Genomic DNA, 21,718 nt, shown 5'->3' with positions numbered 1-21,718 from the left:
CTCCGGGACGACTGTGGCACAGGACCGCCGCGGTCCCGGACCCGGGGACCGGACTACGGTTGCGGGTCGTCGTCCCAGGCGAAGGCCGTGATGCGCCAACCGTCGGGGGTGCGGGCGAACTGCATGGTCTTGGTGCCGCCGCCTTCGTAGCGTTCGCCGTCGAGCAGGCCGGACTTGCGGTACTCGAGCATGCGGCTGGCGACGGAGCCGGCGATCTCGGTGTTCTCGCTGGTCTCCCACTCGTGGAACTCGGTCAACCGGCCGCTGGAGAACAGGAGTTCGCGGGGTTCGATGAACTCTTCGAGGGTGAGGGTGAGGTACCGGGGCGCGGTGATCACGATGATGCTGCCGGGGAGCATCAGGCGGCGCAGCCGGGCGACGTCGGCGGGGCGGCCGTCGCGGTTGTCGAAGGCGTCGAAGAACTCGGCGGTGAGGCGGTCGAGTTCGGCCTTCACCTCGGGGTGCGGAAGCGGGAGCGACATGCGCCGAACAGTAACATTTTACTGTCCCTGGTGGGTGAAATACCGGGGGCGGGCCCGCCGCTTAGACGGACCCGCCCGGTCGATCAGTCAGTGGTCAGCGGTCGGAGGTCAGTGGCGCTGCCCCTTCCGGCGCCACCAGAGCAGTCCGCCACCGATGAGCAGCAGCAGGCCGGCAGCGACCGCGGCCGGGACGGTGAGGTCCGAACCGGTCTCGGGCAGGCGCTCGTGCTCGCCCTTCTCGCCCTTCTCACCCTTGTGGTGGGGCTTGCTGGGCTTGGGCTTCGGGGTCGGGCTGGGCGACGGGCTGACGACCGTCGTCTCGGTGGCGCAGGTGCCGGCGCAGGTGCCGTCGTCGCCGGGGGTGGCCAGGTTGCGCAGGACCATGTCGCCCGTGTCGGGGTCGTTGACGGTCACGCTGTAGGTGATGGTGGTGCTCGCGCCGACTGCCAGCGGGCCGGACCAGGTCAGGAGGTCACCGGTGACGGTCGCGCCGTTGGTGGCGTCGTTGTTGTAGGTGGCGTCGTCCAGGACGTCGGCGAGGTTGTCGGTGAAGGAGGCCGGGTCGGCGTCGGTGAAGTCCGAGCCGCCGGTGTTGGTGACGGTGACGGTGTAGGTGACCTTGTCGCCCGGGTCCGCCGTGTTGGCCGAGACGGCCTTGGAGATGGTGAACGCCGCGGGCGGGAGGATCGGGGTGCTGGTGGTGCAGTCGGCCGCAGTGGTGCAGTGGCCGAAGTGGTCGGGCGCGGCCAGGTTGGTCAGCTTGGCGCCGGCCGGGACGTCCTGGTCGGCCGTGACCGAGTAGGTGACGGTCACGCTGCCGCCGACCGGCACGCTCAGGTCCCAGGCCAGCGTGTCGCCGGTCAGGGTGCCGCCGTCGCTGGCGTCGTCGTTGTACGTGGCGTTGTCGAGGACGCCGGTCAGGTCATCGGTGATGTGCACCGCGGGCGCCGAGCCGGGGCCGTTGCCGAACGGGACGTCGCCGGTGTTGGTGACGGTCAGCGCGTAGGTGACGATGCCGCCGGGGGCGACCGAGGCCGGCTCGGCGCTCTTGCTCAGCGAGTACTCGGCGACGCGCGTGACCCGCGAGCAGATCTCCGCACAGTGGCCGGTGGCGCCGGGGACGGCCGCGTTGCGCAGCACGTGGTCACCGGTGCCCGGGTTGTTGACCACCACCTCGTAGGTGACGACGTGGGTCTCGCCCACGGCCAGCGGGCCGGACCAGGTGATGCTGCCGTTGACGGACTGGGCGCCACCGGTGAGGGACGCCGGGTCGAGCGTCGCGTCGTCCAGCACGTCGGTCAGGTTGTCGGTGAACGACGCCGGGTCGGCCGCCGGGTAGTCGATCAGCCCGGTGTTGTGGATGGTGACGGTGTACTTCACCCGGTCACCGGGGCCGGCGAAGTTCGGGGCCTCGATCGAGGCGTTCTTGGAGATGGAGAACGAGGGTTCGACCGTGCCGGCCGGGCAGGCGGTGGAGGTCGAGGTGTTGTTGGAGAGGTTCGGGTCCGACTCGTTGCCGATGATCTCGGTGGTGTTGCTGATCCGGTCGGTGGTGCAGTCGGTGCCCGCCTCGGCCGGCGCGGTGCCGGTCACCACGATGTCGGTGTGGCTCCCGTCGGCGAGCGGGGCCCCCGCGCACTCCAGGAAGTGGTGACCGTCCGGGTCCACGGTGATGGTGCAACCGTCCGTGGGGGTGGTCGGGTTGAGCACGGTGTCCGGCAGTTCGTCGTTGACGATGAAGCCGGAGGAGTCGCCGGGCCCGTGGTTGGTCACCGTGAGGGTGTAGGTCAGCGTCTGGTTGGGGCTCCAGTCGGTGGGCCCGGACTTGGTGATCCCCAGGTCGACGGGCAGACCGGGGTAGGAGGCGCCGTCGTTCTGGGTGGAGGCGGGGCCGGGGGTGGACGAGACGAGGATCGCCGACGGGGTCGCGGAGCCCGGGTTCACCAGCTTGAGCTGGAAGACCCTGCCAGTGACATTGTCGGAGATGCCGATGTTGCCGTTGCCGTACACCCACTGGGCGCCGAACGGGTCGGTGGGCAGCTTGGGCGCGGCGAAGTTGATGACCTCACCGGTGGTCGGGTTGATCCGGTAGATCCGGTTGGTCGGCCCGTACACGCCCCAGATGTAGCCCTGCGTGTAGACGAAGTCCGACAGGTTCGGCACGTCGGCGTTCAGCGTGATGTGGGTCGTGGTGTGGGTGACCACGTTGACCGCGTACAGGTTGCGGTCGGTGACGGCCAGCCGGACGTACAGCAGGTCGCCGGTGGCTCCCTCGCCGAAGGTGCCCTGGTTGTAGTTGGCCGCGTTCGACGGCAGACCGACCTGGCCGAGGTTGGTGGCCGCGCCGTCCTGGCCGATCCGCACCAGGCCGTTGTTCTCGTTGATCGCGTACAGGAACATGTCGGCCAGGTGGAAACCCATGGCGTTGTAGCCGAATGCGGCGGTGCCCTGCTTCACGAAGACGATCTGACCTGGGCCCTGCACCGCCTCGTACAGCGTCGTGGGCTCGCCGCGGGCCGGGCCCTGTGCGACGAACACCAGGGCAGGGCCCGCCGGGAACGGGTCGCCCGGTGCCGCTTGGGCCTGCTGAGGCCCCAGCATCGGGAGACTGGCGGCCGCCAACCCGCCTGCAACGATCAATCCGGCCCACCATCGACGCGCCATTGCGGCCGTCCTCCATTCGCTGTTCGGGAATGCCGGGATCGTAGGCTGGCGAATCAATATAAAACGGGCATTTCGGGCCGAACGGGGGCATGTCGGAAGAGCGTAAATGCCGTTGCGGGCAGGCGATATGGGGGGTGACGATTTGTCATATGAGCTCTGTAATTCGTCATGTGACCATTGACTGCCTCGACCCCTACACCCTCGGCTCCTTCTGGGCGCAGGTGCTCGAACAGCCGCTGCAGCCCGAGGACTTCCCCGGAGACCCGGAGGCGCTGATCGCGGGCGCGAACCTGCTGTTCATCAGGGTGCCGGAGGCCAAGGCCGGCAAGAACCGGCTGCACTTCGACCTCCAGCCGCAGGACCGAACCCGGGACGAGGAAGTTACCCGGCTGCTCGGCCTGGGCGCGACGCTGGTCGACGACCGGCGCAACGCCGACGGCACCGGCTGGGCCGTGCTGGCCGACATCGAGGGGAACGAATTCTGCGTGGAGCGCAGCAAGGCCGAACGCGAGAACTGAGACGGGCCGGGGCGATCGGGGCTGAATCCTTTTCGGCGGCCGCCCCCTCTTACGGGCACACGTACCGGCGGACGGCCGCCGGACACGACAGCTCGGAGGAACCCCATGGTGGTGGCCATCGCCATCGGCGCCGGCGCGGTACTGCTCTGCACCTGCGTCCTCGCGCTCAAGTCGAAGCGGGGCAAGCGTGGTTGAGACGTCCTGGCCGCCCGAGGAAGTGATCGCCGCGGCCCGCCGCGGCGACCCCGAGTCGATCGACGCGCTGGTGGCGGGCGCCCACCCCAAGGTGCGGCGGTTCGCCCACTCGCTGTGCGCCAGCCCCGAGGACGCGGAGGACGCCGCGCAAGAGGCGCTGATCATCCTCTACCGCCGGATCGGCATGCTGCGGGCCACCGGCGCGCTCGCCTCCTGGCTGTTCCGGATCGTCCGCAACGAGTGCCTGCGGCGGGTCCGCCCCGCCCCGGCCGCGCCCGAGGCGCCGGCCGGGGAGGCGGACTCCGCCGAGCAGGAGGCGCTGCGGCGGCTGGACACCGAACGGGTCGCCGCGGCTATCGCCGCGCTGCCCGCCGACCAGCGGCGGGTGCTGATCATGCGTGACCTGCGGGGGTACGGCGGCCGGGCGGTCGCGGAGGCGCTCGGGCTGAGCACCGCCGCGATGAAGTCCCGGCTGCACCGCGCCCGGGCCGCCGTCCGGGCCGAACTCGGAGGCCCCCGATGAGCGGGCCCGGCGACTTCGCCAGCGCCACCCTGACACGTCATCTGGTGCGCGGCGGCCTCGGGTTCGGCGCGATCGTCGTCGGATTCGCGCTGCTCCCGGTGGCCGGACCGGTCTCGCTGCTGCGAGTGCCGCGTCAGGCAACCTTCGCCCCGTCGCGACGCCCGGCACGCACTCTCGCCGCACCGGTCGAAAACCCAAGTACATCCAGTACGAGGGCTTCCGTCCGGCACGCCGATAGCACGCACCGGACGCCGCTCCTTGACGGGCAAAGGCTGCCTGACGCGGCACTAGCGCCGCTCGGGCTGGTCGCGCTGCGCGGCTGCCCGATGTGCTGGGCGATCGGCCTGGCGCAGACGCTCTCCCGGGGACGGCTACAACGGGCGTGCCACGACGGGCAGTGCACGCTCCGGCGGAGCTGACACCGGGGCATCGGGCGCATGATCGGATGAACGGGTGGATCGGCCGGGCGGGGGAACGGCCGTCGGTTCTGCACCGCAACTCGGGGGCGTTCGACCAGACTTCGTCACGTCGAACGCCCCCGAGCGGCGGAGGAACCAGCCGTCATGAGCCCAGCCAGCGCGTACCTCGCACCGACCGGGCCGATGGCCGAACTGCTCGCCCGGACACCTCTGTTGACGCCGCACCCGCACACCGACGCGCTGCGCGCCGAGATCGCGCACTGGCTCACCGGCACCGGCGTCCTGGACGCGGCCGCCGCCGCCCGCTGCCTCGACCGGGGACACCTGGACCTTGCCGCCCGCAGCTGGGGCGACGTCCCCGCCGGGCCCGGACTGCGGGCCGCCACCAAATGGCTGGTGCTGACCCGGATCCTCGACGAGCACATCGAACTGGACAAACCGGGCGACACGGCCCGGCGGACCGTCGGCGCACTCCGGGCACTGACCACCGGCGGCCAGGTGCCGGCCGCGCGGAGCGAGGACGGCTCCGTGCTGGTGCGGGCGTTCGAGGGGCTCTGGCGGGACAGCGCGACGCTCGCCGGACCCGACTGGCAGAACCGCTGCGGCGCCGACTTCCGGTCCCACCTGGACAGTTCACTCGCCCGGCTGGGCGCCGGGCCGAGCGTCCCGACCGTCCCGCAGTACCTGACCCAGTACGGCCGCGACGGCGCGGTGCGGTGCGCGGCCCACTGGGTGGAACTCGCCCACGGCCTCGACCTGCCCGAGCAGTTGTACCGCCACCCGCAGCTCGCCGACCTGTTGGCGCGCTTCCAGCACCTGGTCTGCTGGATCGGCGACCTCGGCGCCGGGAGCGGGATGGTGCGCGCCCTGGAGGTGCACCGCGGACTGTCGCCGCACACCGCCGCCGCGCGGGTCGCCGAGCTGTGCGCCGCCGAGCTCACCACCCTGGAGTTCCTCGCCGACGGCCTCGCCCGCGGCTCCCACTGGCCCACCCAAGCCCGCCGCCACGCCCGGGGGTTGGTCCGCCACGTGCACGCGCTGATCCACTGGACGGCGACCACGACCGGTCACGCACGGGAGATTTGACAGAAGATCATTTGAACCGCCACGCTCACCGCCACACGGGGCCGGTCGGCGAGGGGGCGAACGATGGTGCCGGCGCGAACGCGCGGACACTGGTGGCGAGTTGCGCTCGGGGTGCTCGGGGTGCCGGCGGCGTCGTTCGCTGCCGCCCTGATGCTCGCCGTCCGGGTCGACGACCGGAGCATGAACCCCAACCTCGGGCCGAACTCGCGGGTGCTCACCGTCCCCGGCAGCGGCGGGCGCGCCGAACGCCTCGACGCGGTGGCGCTGCGCGCACCCGGACAGGACACCACCACGATCAGGCGCGTCATCGGCCTGCCCGGCGACCGGGTCGAGATCACCTCCGACCCGCGCGACCCGTACCACCCCACGGCGGGCGAGCCGTTCGTCCTGCTGGTCCAGCCCGGCGGGAGCGGCCAGTGGTTCCGTGTGGACCTGCCCACCGGGCGCGGCCAGGACCGGCCCGCCAGCCCCTGCTGCTCCGCCGACGGCCGCGGGCAGCCGACCGCGGCGGCCCCACTCGTCCCGCCCGGCAAGCTGTTCGTCATCGGCGACTACTCCGAGGTGGCGGAGGACTCCCGCGCCTACGGCTGGGTCGACGAGGCCGCGGTGACCGGCCGGGTCGGCTGGGCCGTTCTGCCACTGCTCGACAACGGCCCGCTGCCCTACGACGCCGACCTGGTCGCCGTCGATCCGCCGCCCGGGAGTTGACGGCCGTCAGGCGGCCTCGTCGAGCAGCAGCGCGAGCACCCCGACCAGGGTGGCGCTGCTGACGATCTCGCGGCGGGCCACCAGGGCGCGCAGCTCGGACAGCGGGACCCACGCGATTCGGTCGGACTCGTTCTGTTCGGTGGGCGGGCCGGTGAACTCGGCCGGTTCGGCGCGGAACACGAAGTGCTCGGCGTCGGTGATGCCCGCGGCCGGCTGGGCGTAGATCAGCGGGCGGACGTCCGACACCCGCCAGCCGGTCTCCTCCAGCGCCTCCCGGGCCGCCGCGGCCGCCGGGTCCTCACCGGCCTCCACCAGGCCCATCGGCAGTTCCCACGCCCAGGTGTCGGTGATGAACCGGTGCCGCCACAGCATCAGCACCTCGGCACGGTCGTTCACCACCGCCGCCACCGCGAGATGGCGCAGCTTCACCACGTGGTGCTCGAAGCGCTGCCCGTCCGGCAGTTCGACATCCGCGACCCACACGTTCAGCCACGGGTCCTGGTACACCGGGCGCTCCCCGTACACCTTCCACCGCACCGCGCCACCCCTTTCGTCCCCCGGACGCTACCGCACCCCGCGCGCGCCGCGGCCGGAACCGAACGGTTGCGCCAGTCGTCCTTGTGGAGGAGAAGCGCGACGGGATTGGCCCTCGTGGCGAAGGGCAGGAGAACGGCATGGGCATCGTCAGTTGGATCATCCTGGGGCTCCTCGCCGGAGCTATCGCCAAGCTGCTGCTCCCCGGCAAGGACCCGGGCGGCATCGTCATCACCACGCTGATCGGCATCGCCGGTTCGTTCATCGGCGGGTGGCTCTCCTCGAAGTTCCTGCACAAGTCGATCAACGTGCACTTCTTCGACCTGCCCACGTGGATCTCCGCGATCGCCGGCGCCCTCGCCCTGCTCATCGTCTACCGGCTGCTGTTCGGCAGGTCACGCGACTGAGGCGGCGTCAACACGGTGCCCCGGCGAGCTGGTTGCTCGCCGGGGCATTCGCGTTGTGCGGGTCAGAGCGGCGGCAGGGGCTCCTGCGCGGCCGACCAGGCGGCCGGGACGCCGGACAGGCCGGTGCGGGCGGCGACCACGCCGGCGGCGATGGCGCAGGTGGTGTCCATGTCTCCCCAGCCCGCGACGGTGTGCCAGAGGGTCTCGACCAGATCGTCCGGGTGACCGGCGGCGGACCAGAGCGCGAACGGGACGGTGTCCTGCGCCGAGACCAGGTGGCCGGAGCCCAGCACCACCGCGGCATGCCGGATGCTGGTCTCCGCCGGGAGGCGGGCGGCGATCCGCAGGCCGGACCGCACATCGGACTCCGGCAGCAGCGCCGCCACCTCCTGAAGGAAATCGGCCCGGGGAGCCGCCGCACCGCCGCGCGAGCGGACCGCCAGCGCCGCGGCCAGCGCGACCGCCTGCGCGCCCGCCACCGCCTCCGGATGCGCGTGGGTGGCCCGGGCGGAACGTTCGGCCTGCTCGGCGACCACCGTCAAGTCGTCCGCGAACCACGCGCCGAGCGGCGCCACCCGCATCGCCGCGCCGTTCCCGTGCGAGCCCTGCCCGCCGAACAGCGCGCCGGTGACCGCGCGATGGTCCTCGCCCGCGTGCACCGCGCGCAGCACCTGGTGCATCGACGGCCCGTACTTGCGGTGCGGCACCGCCATGTACTCCTGCGCGAACTCCCTTGCCAGCGCGGCCGGTTCGACCTTGCCGCGGTCGCGCAGGTGGCGCACCAGGACGAGCGCCATCGCCGTGTCGTCCGTCCAGTGCCACGGCCCGGGCCTGGTCAGCCGGCCCGCGACCTCCGTCGACGCCTCGTCCACCGGCGGGTGGAACCAGCGATCACCGAAGGCATCGCCCAGCGCCAGACCGCGCAGGCTGTCGAGGGCGGGCGGCGGGACGGGGGACAACATGGCGACTCCTCGCGGGGGCGGGTGAACGTCACCGATTCTGGCTGCTCGGCGGGCCGCCCGGCGAACCGATTTCCTGGAGACGGATCCGGTGTCACCCCTCGGACGGGGGTTCGCTCGATCGTGGGCGATTCGCGCTGCCGATTCGCCCCCGCGGGTCCAAGGTGGGAGACGGACGCGCTCGGAATCCGCGTCCCGCTCGCCGTGCCAGGCCCGGGTTCTGCGGCCGTTCCACGGCCTTGACGACGGGTGGAGCGACGAGTGCGCGGACGGTGGGCACCTCGCCGGGAGGTGATCGAATCTTCTAGGCTCGCTTCCCGGTCCCTGCCGAGGCGCCCGTCCGTGCCGAGGAACAGAGACCGACGTCCCCGGACCCCGGGCCGAGCCGGGGTCGCGGACCGAGCGAGGAGGACGCAGTGCTGCCCAGTCCCAGGTCGAATCGGACACCACGACCCAGCCCGAAACGGTCCAGCCCGAAGCCGCAACAGATTCCCGCGACGCCCGTCCCGGCCATACCTCCCAGTGCCCCGCGCCCCACCGGGGGTGAACGGTGAGCCGCCATACCGTGGCCCCCGAGCCACATCCCGCCACCCCCACGGCCGACGAACTGCCCGTAGCGGCACCGACGTTGGCCACCGCCGCACTACCGGGCCTGCCCCACACCCTGACCAGCAGGGCCCGCACCCTCACCGCCGCCGTCCGCAAGCGCTGCGCGGACCTCGCCCGGATCGAAACCCCGTCCGGCGACGCGCCCCGGCTGAACACCCTCGCCGAAGAACTCGCCACCGGCTACGCCGCCACCGGCGCCACCGCCACCCGCGAGAACTGCGCCCACGGAGACCACCTGGTACTCGACTGGCCCGGCCGGCACGAAGAACTCCCGCACCTGCTGGTGGTCGGCCACCACGACACCGTCTGGCCCGTCGGCACCCTCACCGACTGGCCCGTCGAGGAACAGGACGGGCGCCTCACCGGCCCCGGCATCCTCGACATGAAGGGCGGACTCGCCCTCCTCGAAGGCGCGTTCGCGCTCCTCGCCGACCTCGGCCAACGCCCGCACCGACCCGTGCGGATGATCGTGGTCTCCGACGAGGAGATCGGCAGCCCCGACGGCCGCCGCCTCGTCGAACGGCACCTGCGCGGCGCCGCCGCCGTCCTCGGCCTCGAACCCGGCCACCCCGACGGCCGCCTGAAGACCGCCCGCCGCGGCTCCACCCGGGTCCGGCTCACCGTCACCGGACGCGAGGCACACGCCGGCAACGACGCCGCCGAGGGCCTCTCCGCGATCGACGAACTGGTCGACCAACTGATCACCGTCCGCGGCCTGGGCCGACAGCCCGGCACCGAACTCAACACCGGACGCATCGACGGCGGCACCCGCGCCAACGTCGTCGCCGGCCGCGCCCAGGCCGAGATCGGGCTGCGCTTCGACACCACCGAAGCCCAGCGCCGCACCCTCGACACGCTCGCCCACCTGACCGCGAACCGGCCCGGCGCGAACGTCCGCACCGAGGTGCTGTCCTCCCGGCCCACCTGGCCCGAGCGCACCGCGAATCCGCTGCTGCGGCACGTCCGCTCACTCGCCGCGGCGCTCGGCCAGCACCTCGACGGGGCGCCCGCGGGCGGGGCGGGGGACACGAATCTCGCCGGCGCGAGGGGTCTTCCGACCCTGGACGGACTCGGCGCGGTGGGGGCCGGGCCGCACGCGCGGCACGAGCACCTGCGGATCGACCAACTGGGGTCGCGGATCGCTCTGTTGGCGGCGCTGTCGGCTGTGCCGTTGCCTCGGCTGCGGTGAAGACCGGGGAACTGCGCGACGAGCGCAAGCCTGTCCGTGAGGTCGCGAGCACGTGCAAGTGCTTGTCTGCGTCGCGATCTTGCGGTCGAGTGCCTTCCGTCTCGCGCAGTTCCCCACGCTGTTTTCGCACCCGCTACTTGGCCAGTGCGCCGAGGGTGCCCGGGTAGAGGTACTGCTTCGCGGGGATCGACGTTCCGTGGGCCCAGGCGTCGAAGAAGCCCTTGAGGTCCTGGCCGGACACCTGCGCCGCCAGGGTCTCGAACTGGGGGAAACTCGCGTTGCCGTAGGCGTGGTCGGTGGTCCAGCGGCGGAGGGTGGTGAAGAAGGCGTCGTCGCCGACGGTGCGGCGCAGGGCGTGCAGCATCAGGGAGCCCTTGAAGTACAGGGCGGGGTCGAGTTCCTTGCCCGCGCCGGGGTCGTAGAGCTTGGTGGACCAGTAGCCGGGGTTGTCCTTGTTGTTGGCGATTTCGGCGGCGTAGAAGCCGGTGTCGAGGTTGCTGCCCTTGTGCTCCTCCCACAGCTGGTTGGCGTACTGGGCGAAGCATTCGGCGAGGCAGCCGTCGCGCCAGTCGGTGAACGAGACGCTGTCGCCGAACCACTGGTGGGCGTTCTCGTGGACGACCGACATGTCGAAGATGGCCCCGCTGTAGGTGGGCCGGCTCTGCGTCTCCAGCGCGACCGGGCCGCCGGGGCCGGGATTCTTGGGCATGCCGACCACGATCGCGCCCGCGGAGGAGAACGGGTAGGGGCCGAACTTCGAGGCCAGGAAGGCCAGGATGTCCTGCTGTTCGGCCTCGGCGGCCGGGTCGATCGTGACGTCCGGGCTGTACGCCGTGATGATCGGTGTGCCGTCCGGCAGTTGGGCGCGGTGGACGGTGAAGCGGTCGATGGCGACGGTGCTGAGGTACGTCGCCATCGGGCGGTCCTCGTTCCAGCGGAAGGTCGTGGTGCCGCGGGCGGTGGTGGTCGGCCCGGGCCGGCCGTTGCCGATGGCGGTCCAGCCGTCGGGGACGGTCGCGGTGAGGGCGAAGGTGGCCTTGTCGGACGGGTGGTCGTTGGACGGGTACCAGGAGGTCGCGGAGTGCGGCTCGCCCGCGACGTACGCGCCGCCGTCGGCCAGCGTGTGCCAGCCCTCGGCGTCGGGCGTGCCCGCGTACTTCACCCGGACGGTGAAGGTGGCGCCCCCGGCGAGCGGCCGGGCCGGGACGATGTTCAGCTTGTGCTCGCCGGAGCGCGAGAACGACCGCGCCGGTGCGCCGTTCACGCTGACCGAGGCGACCGTGAAGCCCTTCAGGTCGAGGCTGAGGCGGTCCAGCGTGCGAGTCGCCCGGGCGGTGACGGTCGTGTCGCCGTCCAGGTGGTCCGTGCGGGCCGGGTCGTAGGCGATCCGGACGTCGTAGTGCCCGACGTCGTAGCCGGAGTTGCCGTCGTCGGGGAAGTACGGGTCGATGCCGCCGGTCGCCGCCGAGGCGGGCAGGGCGGTCACGGCGACGCCGAGGGCGGTGGCGATCGCGAGGGCGGTGGCGGTCCGTCGAGTGCGCATATGGGCTTCCTGGGGTGTCGTGTCGGTCAGGGACGGGTGGTGGCGGCGAGCTGCCAGAGCACGCCGATCAGGGCGTTGGTGCTGACGGTCTCGGTGGCCGGGTCGACGTTGGCGAGGTTGTCGCACGCCTCGTGGATGCAGTCCGAGATGCCGGTGCTGAAACCGGAGGACGGGATGCCGGCCTTGCCGAACGACTCGTTGTCCGACCCGCCGACGCCGATGTCGAAGGTGGCGTGCCCGCGGGCGGCGAACCAGGAGGCGAAGGCCTGCCCGGCCGCCTCGTCGGCCTGCGGTCCGTCCTGCACCACGAGCCACTGCTGGGTGTTCTTGCTGCCCGTCTGGTCGAAGTTGAGGTAGAGGTCGATCGCCTTCCGGCCGTCGGCGGACAGGCTGTTGACGTAGTCGGCGGACCCGAACAGACCGGGCTCCTCCGCCCCCCACCAGGCGAACCGCAGGTGCCTGGCGGGCTTGAGCCGGGCCTTGGCGACCTGGAGCGCGGTGGTCAGGACGGTGGCCGCGCCGGAACCGTTGTCGTTGATGCCCGGGCCCTGATCGACGCTGTCCAGGTGGGCGCCGGTGAGCAGCACGTGGTTCGGATCGCCGCCCGGCCAGTCGGCGATCAGGTTGTAGCCGGCCCTGCCGTCGTGGTCGAAGCGGCGGAGCTCGGTGCGGAACCCCGCCCGGTCCAGCGCGTTCCGCACGTACGACACCGACTCCGTGTACCCCCGGGTGCCGTGCGCGCGGTTGCCGCCGTTGCGGTCGGCGATCCGCTGCAGGGCGCTCAGGTGCGGCATCACGTCCCGCTCCGAGACGGTCGGCGCGGCCGCGGCGGCCACGCCCTCGGCAGGTGCGGCCGCGGCGACCGCGGACAGGGCCAGGGCCACGCCGAGCAGCCGGGTGGCGAGGAGCGACGGGCGGAGGGAGGACTTCACGCGGAGGCCTTTCGGAGCGGTACCGGGGCTCGCCCCGGCGGACTCCGCCACACTGGCCGGTCCGTGTCAGGAAGTTGTCAGGAACCGGTGGGGAAGCAGTGGGCCGTGACGTGACGTCAGATCGGCCCCCGAGCAGGCGTTCTACGATCATCGGCATGTGTGCACATGTCGTCGTCGCCGAGGACGATCCCAAACAGGCCGACCTGGTCCGCCTGTACCTGGAACGCGAAGGGCACCAGGTCGTCGTCGTCCACGACGGCCGCGCCGCCCTGCGCGAAGCCCGCCTCGGACCGGCCCAACTCCTGGTCCTGGACGTCATGATGCCCGTGCTGGACGGCCTCGGCGTCTGCCGGGCCCTGCGAGCCGAGTCCGACCTGCCGGTGCTGATGCTCACCGCCCGCACCGCCGAGGACGACCTGCTGCTCGGCCTCGACCTCGGCGCCGACGACTACCTCACCAAGCCCTACAGCCCCCGGGAACTCGTCGCCCGGGTCCGCGCCCTGCTGCGCCGCCGCGCCCCCGCCGCCCCGCCCCGGGACACCGCGACGCCACCGGGTGCGCTGAGCGCCGGAACCCTGACCGTCGACCCGGTGCGCCACGAAATCACCGCCCACGGACAGCCCGTCAACTGCACACCCGCCGAATTCCGGCTGCTGGAGGTGCTGGCCGCCCAGCCCGGCCGGGTCTTCACCCGGGCCCAACTGCTGCAACACCTGCACGGCATCGACCGGTACACCACCGCCCGCACCGTCGACACCCACGTGATGAACCTGCGCCGCAAGATCGAACCGCACCCGCAGCGCCCCACCGTCCTGCTGACGGTGTACGGCATCGGCTACAAGCTCGCGGAGGTGCCGCGCGTTGCCCCGTGACACCCCGCTGCGCCGCAGCCTGACCGCCCGACTGCTCGCCCTCTCCGCGCTGGTGTCGCTCTGCTCCATCGCCGCCACGGCCTGGCTGGCCGCCCGCACCACCACCGGCGCGATCAAACAGGAACAGACCCAGGCCATCGCCGACCACACCCGGATCTACCGGCAACTGCTCGGCTACGCCGCGACCCACCCCGACTGGAACGACGCCCAGGACACCGTGCGGCAACTCGCCGCCGCCACCGGGCAGCGCATCGTCCTCGCGACCCCGCGCTTCGAACCGGTCATCGACTCCGCGGCCCCGGCCCCCGGCCCCGCCGCCTTGCCCCGCACGCCCACCACCATCGTCGACCCGCTCTCCGTCGACCTCGCCATGCTGCCCGACGCCCCCGGCGACCGGATCGACGTACGCGCGGTCGGCCCGTTCCGGCTGACCCCGGGGGAGTCCCAGGCGCTGCGCAACGAACTCGAGCAGCAGGCCGACTGCATGCGCACGGTGCTCGGCGTCGACGCGACCGTCACCGACGACCTCGCCGGGCGGCCGCAACTGCGCACCGCCAACGGCTCCGTCCTCGGCCGGCGCTGCGCGACGCCCATGGTGGCCAGCGCCCCCACCCGCACCGACACGGCGGCCCTCGCCGACCTCACCGCCCTCGCCAACGCCTGCCTGGCCCGCCAGCAGCTCGGACCCGTCACCCTGTCGCTGGGGCCGGACGGCGCCCCGGTCAGCGACGCCCGCCCGGACCAGCCGACCTCCGCCTGCCTCACCAACGCCCGCCGGCAGCAGCTCGTCCAGTACGTGGCGCCGCCCATGCTGCTCTTCGTCGGCACCCCGGCAGACACCGCCGGCCCCGCACCCGTCCTGACCGCCGCCCACCCCGGACGGGTCACCGAGGTCTCCGCCGTGGTGCTGGTGGTGACCGTGGCCGTCACGGTGACGGTCGGACTGCGGCTCTCCAGGCCGCTGCACGCACTCACCCACGCGGCCCGGCGGATGGCCGACGGAGACCTCTCGGCGCGGGTACGGGTCACCGGCCGCAACGAGATCTCCGGACTCGCCGCCGCCTTCAACGCCATGGCGGAGCGGCGCGGACAACTGGAGGAACTGCGCAAGGCCATGGTCGGCGACATCGCGCACGAACTCCGCACCCCGCTGAGCAACATCCGCGGCTGGCTGGAGGCCGTCGAGGACGGCGTCGCCACCGCCGACCGGGCCCTCACCGGCTCCCTGCTCGAAGAGGCCATGCTGCTCCAGCACCTCATCGACGACCTGCGGGACCTCGCCGCCGCCGACGCGGGCGAACTGACCCTGTTCCGCGAACCCGTCGACGTCGACGAACTGTTGACGCAGGTCGCCAACGCGCACGGCGCGCAGGCACAGGCGTCCGGGGTGACGCTGGCCGTCGAACCGGCCGCCGATGCCCCGGAGGTCTTCGCCGACCCGGTGCGGCTGCGGCAGGCCGTGGGGAACCTGGTCTCCAACGCCGTCCGGTACACCCCCGCGGGCGGCACCGTCACCCTGCGGGTCCGGGCCGAGAGCGACGCCGTGCTGATCGAGGTCGCCGACACGGGCAGCGGCATCGCCGAGGCGGACCTGCCGCTGGTCTTCGAACGGTTCTGGCGCGCCGAGAGGTCGCGCAGTCGGCGCAGTGGGGGCAGCGGGCTCGGCCTCGCCATCGTCCGCAAGATCGCCGAGCTCCACGACGGCGGCGTCCAGGTGGCCAGCACGCCGGGGGCGGGCTCGGTGTTCACGGTCCGGCTGCCGCTCGAGGGCGCGAAATCAGGCTCGCGCGAGCCGGCGGGCAGGCCTCCAGGGGCACGGGGACCTGGGCGACAAGCGCACGCCCGTCCGTAAGGTCGCGAACACGCGCAAGTCATGGCCCTCGTCGCGATCTCGCGGTGGGGCGCTTTCCGCTGCGCGCAGTTCCGCCCCCTCGCTTCGCTGGGGGTACCCCCAGCGCCCCCGGATTCGCACCCGCCTGCGCTCTCCCGGTATGCGCACCCGCTGCCCTTTCCCTCCAAGCTTGTCACGAGGTCCCCCATGCGTACAGAATGGAACCGACCGAACGGTCAGTCGGGAGGTGGGTGGTGGAGGCGAGCGCGGAAGCGCAGTCGCGGTTCGAGGCGGTGATCGCCAACGAACAGCGCGTGGAGCCCCGGGACTGGATGCCCGAGGCGTACCGGGCGACCCTGGTGCGGCAGATTGCGCAGCATGCCCACTCGGAGATCATCGGGATGCAGCCGGAGGGCAACTGGCTGACCCGGGCGCCGTCGCTCAGGCGCAAGGCGATCCTGTTGGCGAAGGCGCAGGACGAGGCCGGGCACGGGCTGTACCTGTATGCGGCGGCGGAGACCCTGGGCGTGGACCGGGCCGAGCTGACCGAGAAGCTGATCGACGGGCGGCAGAAGTACTCGTCGATCTTCAACTACCCGACGCTGACGTTCGCGGACGTCGGCGTGATCGGCTGGCTGGTGGACGGCGCGGCGATCTGCAACCAGGTCCCGCTGTGCCGGTGCAGTTACGGGCCGTACGCGCGGGCGATGGTGCGGATCTGCAAGGAGGAGTCCTTCCATCAGCGGCAGGGCTACGAGTTGCTGATGACGCTGATGGCCGGCACCGAGGCGCAGCAGCGGATGGTGCAGGACGCGGTGGACCGCTGGTGGTGGCCGTCGCTGATGATGTTCGGCCCGCCGGACGGGGCCTCGCCGAACAGCGAGCGGTCGATGGCATGGCGGATCAAGCGGCACAGCAACGACGAGCTGCGCCAGCGCTTCGTCGACATGACCGTCCCGCAGGCCGAGCATCTCGGCGTCACACTGCCGGACCCGGCGCTCGCCTGGAACGAGGAGCGCCGCAGCTGGGACTTCGGCGAGCCGGACTGGTCGGAGCTGATGCAGGTGATCAAGGGCCAGGGCCCGTGCAACGCGCAGCGGATCGACCGGCGGCGCGCCGCCCACGAGGACGGCGCCTGGGTGCGTGAGGCGGCGTCGGCGTACGCGGCCAAGCGCGGGCAGAGGAAGGGGAGTTCGGAATGAGCGGGGAGCGATCGTCCTGGCCGCTGTACGAGGTGTTCGTACGGCCTCGGCGCGGACTGAACCACGTGCATGTGGGGTCACTGCACGCGGCCGACGACAGGATGGCGCTGCTGGCGGCGCGGGACCTGTACACCCGGCGCAACGAGGGGGTGAGCCTGTGGGTGGTCCGCTCGGACGCGATCGCCGCGTCCAGCCCGGACGAGCAGGACCCGTTCTTCGCGCCGAGTGGCGACAAGGTGTACCGGCACCCGACGTTCTATCCGATCCCCGAGGACGTTCCGCACATCTGACGCGGAGCTGATCCACCGTCAATTACTGGGCAGGGAAGGCGACATGACCGACGACCACGTGTACCTCTCACTGGCCGACGCCGCCGGGGAGCCGGACGGCGAGGCCCGCTGGGCCTACGGCACGGGGTTCGCCGATCCGCTGCTGGGCGTGGACGCCGCGCCGCCGCCGGGCATCGACCCGGCGGACCTCGCGGCGTACTGCCTGATGCTGGGCGACGACGCGCTGGTGCTGTCCCAGCGGCTGATCCAATGGATCACCCGGGCACCGGAGTTGGAGGAGGAGGTGGCGCTCGCCAACCTCGGCCTCGACCTGCTCGGACAGGCCCGCCGACTGCTCACCCGGGCCGGGCAGCTGGACGGCACCGGCCGCGGTGAGGACGAACTCGCCTACTGGCGCGAGGACTTCGAGTACCGCAACGTCCGCCTGGTGGAGCTGGAGAACGGCGACTTCGCGCAGTGCGTGGCCCGGCTGCTGATGTTCGCCACCGCCCGCGAGGAGCTGTACCGCCGCCTGGCCGGGCACGCCGACCCGGTGCTGGCCGCCGTCGCGGCCCTCGGAGTCAAGGAGTTGGCGTACCACCGGGAGTACGCGCAGTCCTGGGTGCTGCGGCTCGGCGACGGCACCGCGTACTCGCGGGAGCGGATGCAGGCCGCGCTGGACGCGCTGTGGCCCTGGCTGGACGAGCTGTTCACCCCGCACGAGGTCGAACTGCGGCTCGGCGTCGACCCGTTCGAGCTGCGCGAACCCGTACTGGCAAGCCTGGCAGCGGTGTTGGGGGAGGCCACGCTGAGCGTCCCGGAGACCGCGCCGCGGGCGTACGTGAACGGCCGGGCCGGGCGGCACGGCGTGCACACCGAGGCGCTCGGCCCGCTGCTGGCCGAGCTCCAGGTGGTGGCCAGAGCGCACCCGGGGGCGACATGGTGACCACAGTCGAACGGGCCAGGGAGGTCGCGGCCGCGGTGCCCGACCCCGAACTGCCCATGCTCACCCTGGCAGACCTCGGCATCCTCGCCGACGTCGAGGAGCACGACGGGACGATCACCGCCTGGCTCACACCCACCTACTCCGGCTGCCCCGCGGTCGCCGAGATGGCCGGCGACGTGGCCCGGCGGCTGCGCGCGGCCGGCTTCGAGCAGGTCGAGGTGCGGCTGCGGATCGACCCGCCATGGTCCAGCGACCGGATCAGCGAGGAGGGCCGCCGGAAGCTGGCCGAGTCGGGCATCGCCCCGCCGGTTCTCGGGGCGCGGCCCGTGGTGGCCTCGCTGACACTCGGCCCGACCCGGCTGGCCGTGCACTGCCCGCAGTGCGGCTCCACCGACACCGAGGAACTCTCCCGGTTCGGCTCCACCGCCTGCAAGTCGCTGTGGCGGTGCCGCAGTTGCCGCGAACCCTTCGACCGGATCAAGGAGATCTGATGGCCGCCCGCCGCCCGCAGTTCCACATGCTGCCGATCGGCAACCTGGAACGGCTCTGCGAGGACGCCGTCGCGGTGACCTTCGACGTACCGCCCGCGCTCGCCGAGGAGTTCACGTTCCGGCCCGGGCAGACGCTCACGCTGCGCCGGATCGTCGACGGGGTGGACGAACGCCGCTCCTACTCGCTGTGCTCGCCCGTCGGCGGGCCACTGCGGATCGCCGTCCGCGAGGTGCCCGGCGGCCTGTTCTCGCACTGGCTGGTCGACCAGGCCGCGATCGGCGAGATGGTCGAAGTCCTGCGCCCCAGTGGGACGTTCACCGCCGACCCGGCCGAACCCGGCGAGCACGTGCTGATCGCCGCGGGCTCCGGCATCACCCCGATGGTGTCCATCGCGGGCTCCGTGCTGGCCGGCCACCCCGACTCGCGGGTCACCCTGCTGTACGGCAACCGGCGCAGCGACACGGTGATGTTCGCCGACGAGCTCGCCGACCTGAAGGACCGCTACCTCGACCGCTTCCAGCTCGTCCACGTGCTGTCCCGGGAGAGCCGGGACGCCGAACTGCTCAGCGGCCGGCTCGACGCGGACCGGGTGAAGGCGCTACTGGAGGCGCTGGTGGACGTCCCCGAGGTCGACCACTGGTGGCTGTGCGGGCCGTTCGGGCTGGTGACGGACGCCAAGCAGCTTCTGGCCGAACTCGGCGTCCCCGCCGGGCGGGTGCACCAGGAACTGTTCCACGCCGAGGACGAACGGGCCGAGGAACGACACCTGGAACCCGCGCCCGACGCCGACGCCAGCGAGGTCACCCTCGTCCTCGACGGCCGCTCCAGCACACTCGCCCTGCCGCGCGACCGCGCCATCCTGGACGGCGCCCAACGCGCCCGCCCCGACCTGCCGTTCGCCTGCAAGGGCGGCGTCTGCGGCACCTGCCGCGCCCTGCTCTGCGAGGGCAAGGTCGAGATGCGCCGCAACTTCGCGCTGGAGGAGTCCGAACTGGCCGCCGGCTACATCCTCACCTGCCAGGCCCGGCCGGTCTCCGACCAGGTCACCGTGGACTACGACCGGTAACTGCCGTCAGACGGGAGCTCCCGCTGCGCGGTAGCTCCCGTTACGCGGTAAGTCCCGCTACGCGGTAAGTCCCGCTACTCGGTAACTCCCGTTACACGGCGGCGGGTTCGGCGGCCGGCCGGTCGCTTCCGCGCAGCAGGCGGACGACCTCGTTCACCGCTGCGCGGCCCGCCCGGTTGGCGCCGACCGTGGACGCCGAAGGGCCGTAGCCGAGCAGGTGGATGCGCGGGTCGTCGGTGACGCGGGTGCCGGTCATCCGGATGCCGCCGCCCGGGCCGCGCAGGGCGAGCGGCGCCAAGTGGGTCAGCTCGGCGCGGAAACCCGTCGCCCAGACGATCACGTCCACCGCCAACTCCTGCTCGCCCCAGGCCACTCCGTGCTCGGTGAGACGGTCGAACATCGGGCGGCGGTTCAGCACACCCAGCGCCTCGGCCCGGCGGTACGCGACGCTCGGGCCGAGACCGGTCACCGAGACCACGCTGCGCACCGGCAGGCCCGCCGCGACCCGCTCCGCCACCTTGGCCACCACCTCGCGGCCGAACTCCGGTGTGAACGGCCCCTCGTGGACCACCGGCGGGGTACGCGTCACCCACACCGTCTCGGCGACCTCACCCACCTCGGACAGCACCTGGATCGCCGACGCCCCGCCACCGACCACCACCACCCGCAGCCCGGCGAACTCCGCCGGGCCCCGGTAGTCCGCGTAGTGCAACTGACGGCCCGCGAACCGGCCCGGGTAGCGCGGCAGGAACGGCCGCGTCCAAGTGCCGGTCGCGTTCAGCAGCGCCCGGGTGACCCAGTTGCCGGAGTCGGTCTCCACCAGCAGCCGCCCGTCCGGCCGGTCGCGCACCGCCAGGACCTTCACCGGGCGCACCACCGGCAGGGCGTGCTGCGCCTCGTACGCGGCGAAGTAGCCCGGCACGGCGACCCGGGCCGGGGCGGCCGGGTCGGTGGCGGGCAGCTCGAAGTCCGGCAGGTCGTGGAAGCCGTGCACGGTGGCCATCGTCAGCGACGGCGAGCGGTGCGCCCAGGCGCCGCCCGGGGCGTCGTCCGCGTCCAGCACCACGAAGCCGGTGTACGGGGCGAGGCCGCGACGGTGCAGGTGGTAGGCGGCGGACAGGCCGGCCTGGCCCGCGCCGATCACCACCGCGTCCACCTCGCGGGGGTCGGCGGCAGCGGGCTCGGTCGTTGCACCTTGAACAGTCACGCCCGTGAAACATCGCCGCGCGGGCGGGTGTTCCCGTCTTACCTGCCGTTCTCGGGCTGCAGGCGCAGGGCAGCGGCGACCAGCGCCTCGGGGCCGTCCGGGCGCAGGCCAAGGAACAGCCGGGGCTCGGTGAGTTCGAGCTCGATCAGCGCGGGGGAGCCGTCCGGCAGACGCACCAGATCGACCCGGGCGTAGAGCAGCTCCGCGCGCTCCGGAACGGCCGCCAGCACCTGCTCGGCGAGGGCGAGTTGGTCGTCGGCGGGCTCCCGGGCGACATCGGCGAAGCCGCCACCGAGCATCGGGCCGCGGCGCACCGCGTGGCTGAACTCCCCGCCCAGGTACAGCAACGAGGTCTCGCCCTCGTCCTCGACCATCGGCAGGTACGGCTGCACCATCGCGGTGCGGCCGGCCGCGGTCAGGGCGGCGATGTGCGCGAGCGCCTCGGCACGGTCGGTGGTGCGCAGGGTGTCCCGGGCGCCGGACGAGACGGTGGGCTTCACCACCAGCTCCGGCCAGTCGGCGCCGGCGAGTTCCCCGCCCGGGGCGACCCAGACGGTGGGAACGATCGGCACACCGGCCCCGGCCAGGTCGCGCAGGTAGGTCTTGTCGGTGTTGCGCTCCAGCACCGGTACCGGATTGGCCAGCCGGGTCAGCGCGGCCGTCCGGCGGGCCCAGTCGAGGAACGCGTCGCGGTACAGGATGTAGTCCCAGACGCTGCGGACCATAACCAGCTCGTAGCCGCTCCAGTCGACCGCCGGGTCGTTCCAGACCGCGGCCTCCGCGGACACTCCGGCCCGGGCGAACGCGGCCAGCACGGGCCGCATTTCCACGTCCTCGATGCCCCGGCAGGTGGCGTACGCGACCCGGGCCGGGCCGGTCGGTGCGGGAACGGGAGGCAGAGGGGTGCTCACGGGTGCTCCTGGCGGTGCGCGGGACGGGCCGGCAGTGAGGCTCTTATGCACCCGTGAGCGGTGTCAACCGTATTACTGACCGTCAGACAAGTTGACCGCTCTGTGGTCGAAACCGAGTTCATCTACGCGGGGATAGTCTCCGCGTAGATGAACT

Annotated in this window: 21 protein-coding genes; 13 read left to right on the top strand and 8 right to left on the bottom strand. The window is 72.4% G+C overall.

Features of this window, described 5'->3' with window-relative positions:
• Window positions 1-53: 53 nt before the first annotated feature.
• Window positions 54-482: a DUF4440 domain-containing protein gene (locus tag ACFYS8_RS03350; protein WP_387635047.1), complete on the bottom strand. Its 429-nt coding sequence runs from the start codon at window positions 480-482 to the stop codon at window positions 54-56.
• A 108-nt stretch (window positions 483-590) separates the two neighbouring features.
• The gene (locus tag ACFYS8_RS03345) at window positions 591-3,083 is read right to left on the bottom strand and encodes a DUF6923 family protein (RefSeq protein ID WP_387635045.1); all 2,493 of its coding nucleotides are present in this window, start codon (window positions 3,081-3,083) and stop codon (window positions 591-593) included.
• 212 nt (window positions 3,084-3,295) lie between these two features.
• On the opposite strand from ACFYS8_RS03345, the gene ACFYS8_RS03340 reads away from it, so the two are divergent.
• The 4 genes from ACFYS8_RS03340 (at window position 3,296) to ACFYS8_RS03325 (ending at window position 6,595) form a co-directional block, all read left to right on the top strand.
• A complete protein-coding gene (locus ACFYS8_RS03340) occupies window positions 3,296-3,664 on the top strand; it encodes a VOC family protein (RefSeq protein WP_387635042.1) in 369 nt (122 codons plus the stop codon).
• Window positions 3,665-3,851: 187 nt separating this feature from the next.
• Window positions 3,852-4,382 carry an RNA polymerase sigma factor gene (locus ACFYS8_RS03335; RefSeq protein WP_387635039.1) on the top strand — a complete coding sequence of 177 codons (531 nt, stop codon included), beginning with the start codon at window positions 3,852-3,854 and terminating at the stop codon, window positions 4,380-4,382.
• Window positions 4,383-4,945: 563 nt separating this feature from the next.
• On the top strand, window positions 4,946-5,887 hold the full coding sequence (locus ACFYS8_RS03330; protein ID WP_387635036.1) for a hypothetical protein: 942 nt from the start codon (window positions 4,946-4,948) through the stop codon (window positions 5,885-5,887).
• A gap of 63 nt (window positions 5,888-5,950) precedes the next feature.
• Entirely contained in the window at window positions 5,951-6,595 is a 645-nt protein-coding gene (locus tag ACFYS8_RS03325; RefSeq protein WP_387635033.1) for a S26 family signal peptidase, read from the top strand.
• 6 nt (window positions 6,596-6,601) lie between these two features.
• Here the strand turns inward: ACFYS8_RS03325 and ACFYS8_RS03320 are convergent, their stop codons facing one another.
• On the bottom strand, window positions 6,602-7,132 hold the full coding sequence (locus ACFYS8_RS03320) for an NUDIX domain-containing protein (RefSeq protein WP_387635031.1): 531 nt from the start codon (window positions 7,130-7,132) through the stop codon (window positions 6,602-6,604).
• A 137-nt stretch (window positions 7,133-7,269) separates the two neighbouring features.
• On the opposite strand from ACFYS8_RS03320, the gene ACFYS8_RS03315 reads away from it, so the two are divergent.
• Entirely contained in the window at window positions 7,270-7,536 is a 267-nt protein-coding gene (locus ACFYS8_RS03315) for a GlsB/YeaQ/YmgE family stress response membrane protein (protein WP_387635029.1), read from the top strand.
• A 62-nt stretch (window positions 7,537-7,598) separates the two neighbouring features.
• Here the strand turns inward: ACFYS8_RS03315 and ACFYS8_RS03310 are convergent, their stop codons facing one another.
• Window positions 7,599-8,498 (bottom strand): ADP-ribosylglycohydrolase family protein, encoded by a 900-nt coding sequence (locus ACFYS8_RS03310; protein WP_387635026.1) that lies wholly within the window; start codon window positions 8,496-8,498, stop codon window positions 7,599-7,601.
• Between the two features lie 547 nt (window positions 8,499-9,045).
• Between ACFYS8_RS03310 and ACFYS8_RS03305 the strand changes: the two genes are divergently transcribed.
• Window positions 9,046-10,293: a M20 family metallopeptidase gene (locus ACFYS8_RS03305; protein WP_387635023.1), complete on the top strand. Its 1,248-nt coding sequence runs from the start codon at window positions 9,046-9,048 to the stop codon at window positions 10,291-10,293.
• A 133-nt stretch (window positions 10,294-10,426) separates the two neighbouring features.
• On the opposite strand, the gene ACFYS8_RS03300 is transcribed toward ACFYS8_RS03305, so the two are convergent.
• Together ACFYS8_RS03300 and ACFYS8_RS03295 are read right to left on the bottom strand one after the other, a co-directional pair.
• Window positions 10,427-11,836, bottom strand: a complete 1,410-nt coding sequence (locus ACFYS8_RS03300; protein ID WP_387635021.1) for a M1 family metallopeptidase — start codon at window positions 11,834-11,836, stop codon at window positions 10,427-10,429.
• Between the two features lie 26 nt (window positions 11,837-11,862).
• On the bottom strand, window positions 11,863-12,768 hold the full coding sequence (locus tag ACFYS8_RS03295; RefSeq protein ID WP_387635018.1) for a M28 family peptidase: 906 nt from the start codon (window positions 12,766-12,768) through the stop codon (window positions 11,863-11,865).
• 155 nt (window positions 12,769-12,923) lie between these two features.
• Here ACFYS8_RS03295 and ACFYS8_RS03290 point away from each other — a divergent pair, with 155 nt between their 5' ends.
• The 7 genes from ACFYS8_RS03290 to paaE all read left to right on the top strand — a co-directional run bounded on the left by ACFYS8_RS03290 (window position 12,924) and on the right by paaE (window position 19,446).
• A complete protein-coding gene (locus ACFYS8_RS03290) occupies window positions 12,924-13,640 on the top strand; it encodes a response regulator transcription factor (RefSeq protein WP_387635015.1) in 717 nt (238 codons plus the stop codon).
• The gene (locus tag ACFYS8_RS03285) at window positions 13,630-15,492 is read left to right on the top strand and encodes a sensor histidine kinase (RefSeq protein ID WP_387635012.1); all 1,863 of its coding nucleotides are present in this window, start codon (window positions 13,630-13,632) and stop codon (window positions 15,490-15,492) included. Before ACFYS8_RS03290 ends, ACFYS8_RS03285 begins: the two co-directional genes overlap by 11 nt.
• A 197-nt stretch (window positions 15,493-15,689) precedes the next feature.
• On the top strand, window positions 15,690-16,673 hold the full coding sequence (gene paaA / locus ACFYS8_RS03280; RefSeq protein WP_387635009.1) for a 1,2-phenylacetyl-CoA epoxidase subunit PaaA: 984 nt from the start codon (window positions 15,690-15,692) through the stop codon (window positions 16,671-16,673).
• Window positions 16,670-16,963: a 1,2-phenylacetyl-CoA epoxidase subunit PaaB gene (paaB, locus tag ACFYS8_RS03275; RefSeq protein ID WP_387635006.1), complete on the top strand. Its 294-nt coding sequence runs from the start codon at window positions 16,670-16,672 to the stop codon at window positions 16,961-16,963. Before paaA ends, paaB begins: the two co-directional genes overlap by 4 nt.
• Window positions 16,964-17,006: 43 nt before the next feature.
• On the top strand, window positions 17,007-17,888 hold the full coding sequence (gene paaC / locus ACFYS8_RS03270) for a 1,2-phenylacetyl-CoA epoxidase subunit PaaC (protein ID WP_387635003.1): 882 nt from the start codon (window positions 17,007-17,009) through the stop codon (window positions 17,886-17,888).
• Window positions 17,882-18,379, top strand: a complete 498-nt coding sequence (gene paaD / locus ACFYS8_RS03265; protein ID WP_387635001.1) for a 1,2-phenylacetyl-CoA epoxidase subunit PaaD — start codon at window positions 17,882-17,884, stop codon at window positions 18,377-18,379. Before paaC ends, paaD begins: the two co-directional genes overlap by 7 nt.
• On the top strand, window positions 18,379-19,446 hold the full coding sequence (gene paaE, locus ACFYS8_RS03260) for a 1,2-phenylacetyl-CoA epoxidase subunit PaaE (RefSeq protein WP_387634998.1): 1,068 nt from the start codon (window positions 18,379-18,381) through the stop codon (window positions 19,444-19,446). The genes paaD and paaE overlap by 1 nt, the downstream gene beginning before the upstream one ends.
• 91 nt (window positions 19,447-19,537) lie before the next feature.
• Here the strand turns inward: paaE and ACFYS8_RS03255 are convergent, their stop codons facing one another.
• Both ACFYS8_RS03255 and ACFYS8_RS03250 read right to left on the bottom strand, forming a co-directional pair.
• A complete protein-coding gene (locus tag ACFYS8_RS03255; RefSeq protein WP_387634995.1) occupies window positions 19,538-20,653 on the bottom strand; it encodes an NAD(P)-binding domain-containing protein in 1,116 nt (371 codons plus the stop codon).
• Window positions 20,654-20,691: 38 nt separating this feature from the next.
• Window positions 20,692-21,564, bottom strand: coding sequence for a RimK family alpha-L-glutamate ligase (locus ACFYS8_RS03250; RefSeq protein WP_387634992.1), 873 nt, complete (start codon window positions 21,562-21,564; stop codon window positions 20,692-20,694).
• Window positions 21,565-21,718 lie beyond the last annotated feature (154 nt).

This window comes from Kitasatospora sp. NPDC004615, assembly GCF_042873545.1.
GTDB lineage: Bacteria > Actinomycetota > Actinomycetes > Streptomycetales > Streptomycetaceae > Kitasatospora.
This window is presented reverse-complemented; position numbering and strand designations above follow the sequence as displayed.

Bases quoted from the DNA above. Each gene is read 5' to 3' on its own strand.
- ACFYS8_RS03350 (WP_387635047.1), bottom strand. From the start codon at position 482: ATGTCGCTCCCGCTTCCGCACCCCGAGGTGAAGGCCGAACTCGACCGC.
- ACFYS8_RS03345 (WP_387635045.1), bottom strand. From the start codon at position 3,083: ATGCTGGGGCCTCAGCAGGCCCAAGCGGCACCGGGCGACCCGTTCCCG.
- ACFYS8_RS03340 (WP_387635042.1), top strand. From the start codon at position 3,296: ATGAGCTCTGTAATTCGTCATGTGACCATTGACTGCCTCGACCCCTAC.
- ACFYS8_RS03330 (WP_387635036.1), top strand. From the start codon at position 4,946: ATGAGCCCAGCCAGCGCGTACCTCGCACCGACCGGGCCGATGGCCGAA.
- ACFYS8_RS03325 (WP_387635033.1), top strand. From the start codon at position 5,951: ATGGTGCCGGCGCGAACGCGCGGACACTGGTGGCGAGTTGCGCTCGGG.
- ACFYS8_RS03315 (WP_387635029.1), top strand. From the start codon at position 7,270: ATGGGCATCGTCAGTTGGATCATCCTGGGGCTCCTCGCCGGAGCTATC.
- ACFYS8_RS03310 (WP_387635026.1), bottom strand. From the start codon at position 8,498: ATGTTGTCCCCCGTCCCGCCGCCCGCCCTCGACAGCCTGCGCGGTCTG.
- ACFYS8_RS03300 (WP_387635021.1), bottom strand. From the start codon at position 11,836: ATGCGCACTCGACGGACCGCCACCGCCCTCGCGATCGCCACCGCCCTC.
- ACFYS8_RS03290 (WP_387635015.1), top strand. From the start codon at position 12,924: ATGTGTGCACATGTCGTCGTCGCCGAGGACGATCCCAAACAGGCCGAC.
- paaA (WP_387635009.1), top strand. From the start codon at position 15,690: ATGGAACCGACCGAACGGTCAGTCGGGAGGTGGGTGGTGGAGGCGAGC.
- paaB (WP_387635006.1), top strand. From the start codon at position 16,670: ATGAGCGGGGAGCGATCGTCCTGGCCGCTGTACGAGGTGTTCGTACGG.
- paaC (WP_387635003.1), top strand. From the start codon at position 17,007: ATGACCGACGACCACGTGTACCTCTCACTGGCCGACGCCGCCGGGGAG.
- paaD (WP_387635001.1), top strand. From the start codon at position 17,882: ATGGTGACCACAGTCGAACGGGCCAGGGAGGTCGCGGCCGCGGTGCCC.
- paaE (WP_387634998.1), top strand. From the start codon at position 18,379: ATGGCCGCCCGCCGCCCGCAGTTCCACATGCTGCCGATCGGCAACCTG.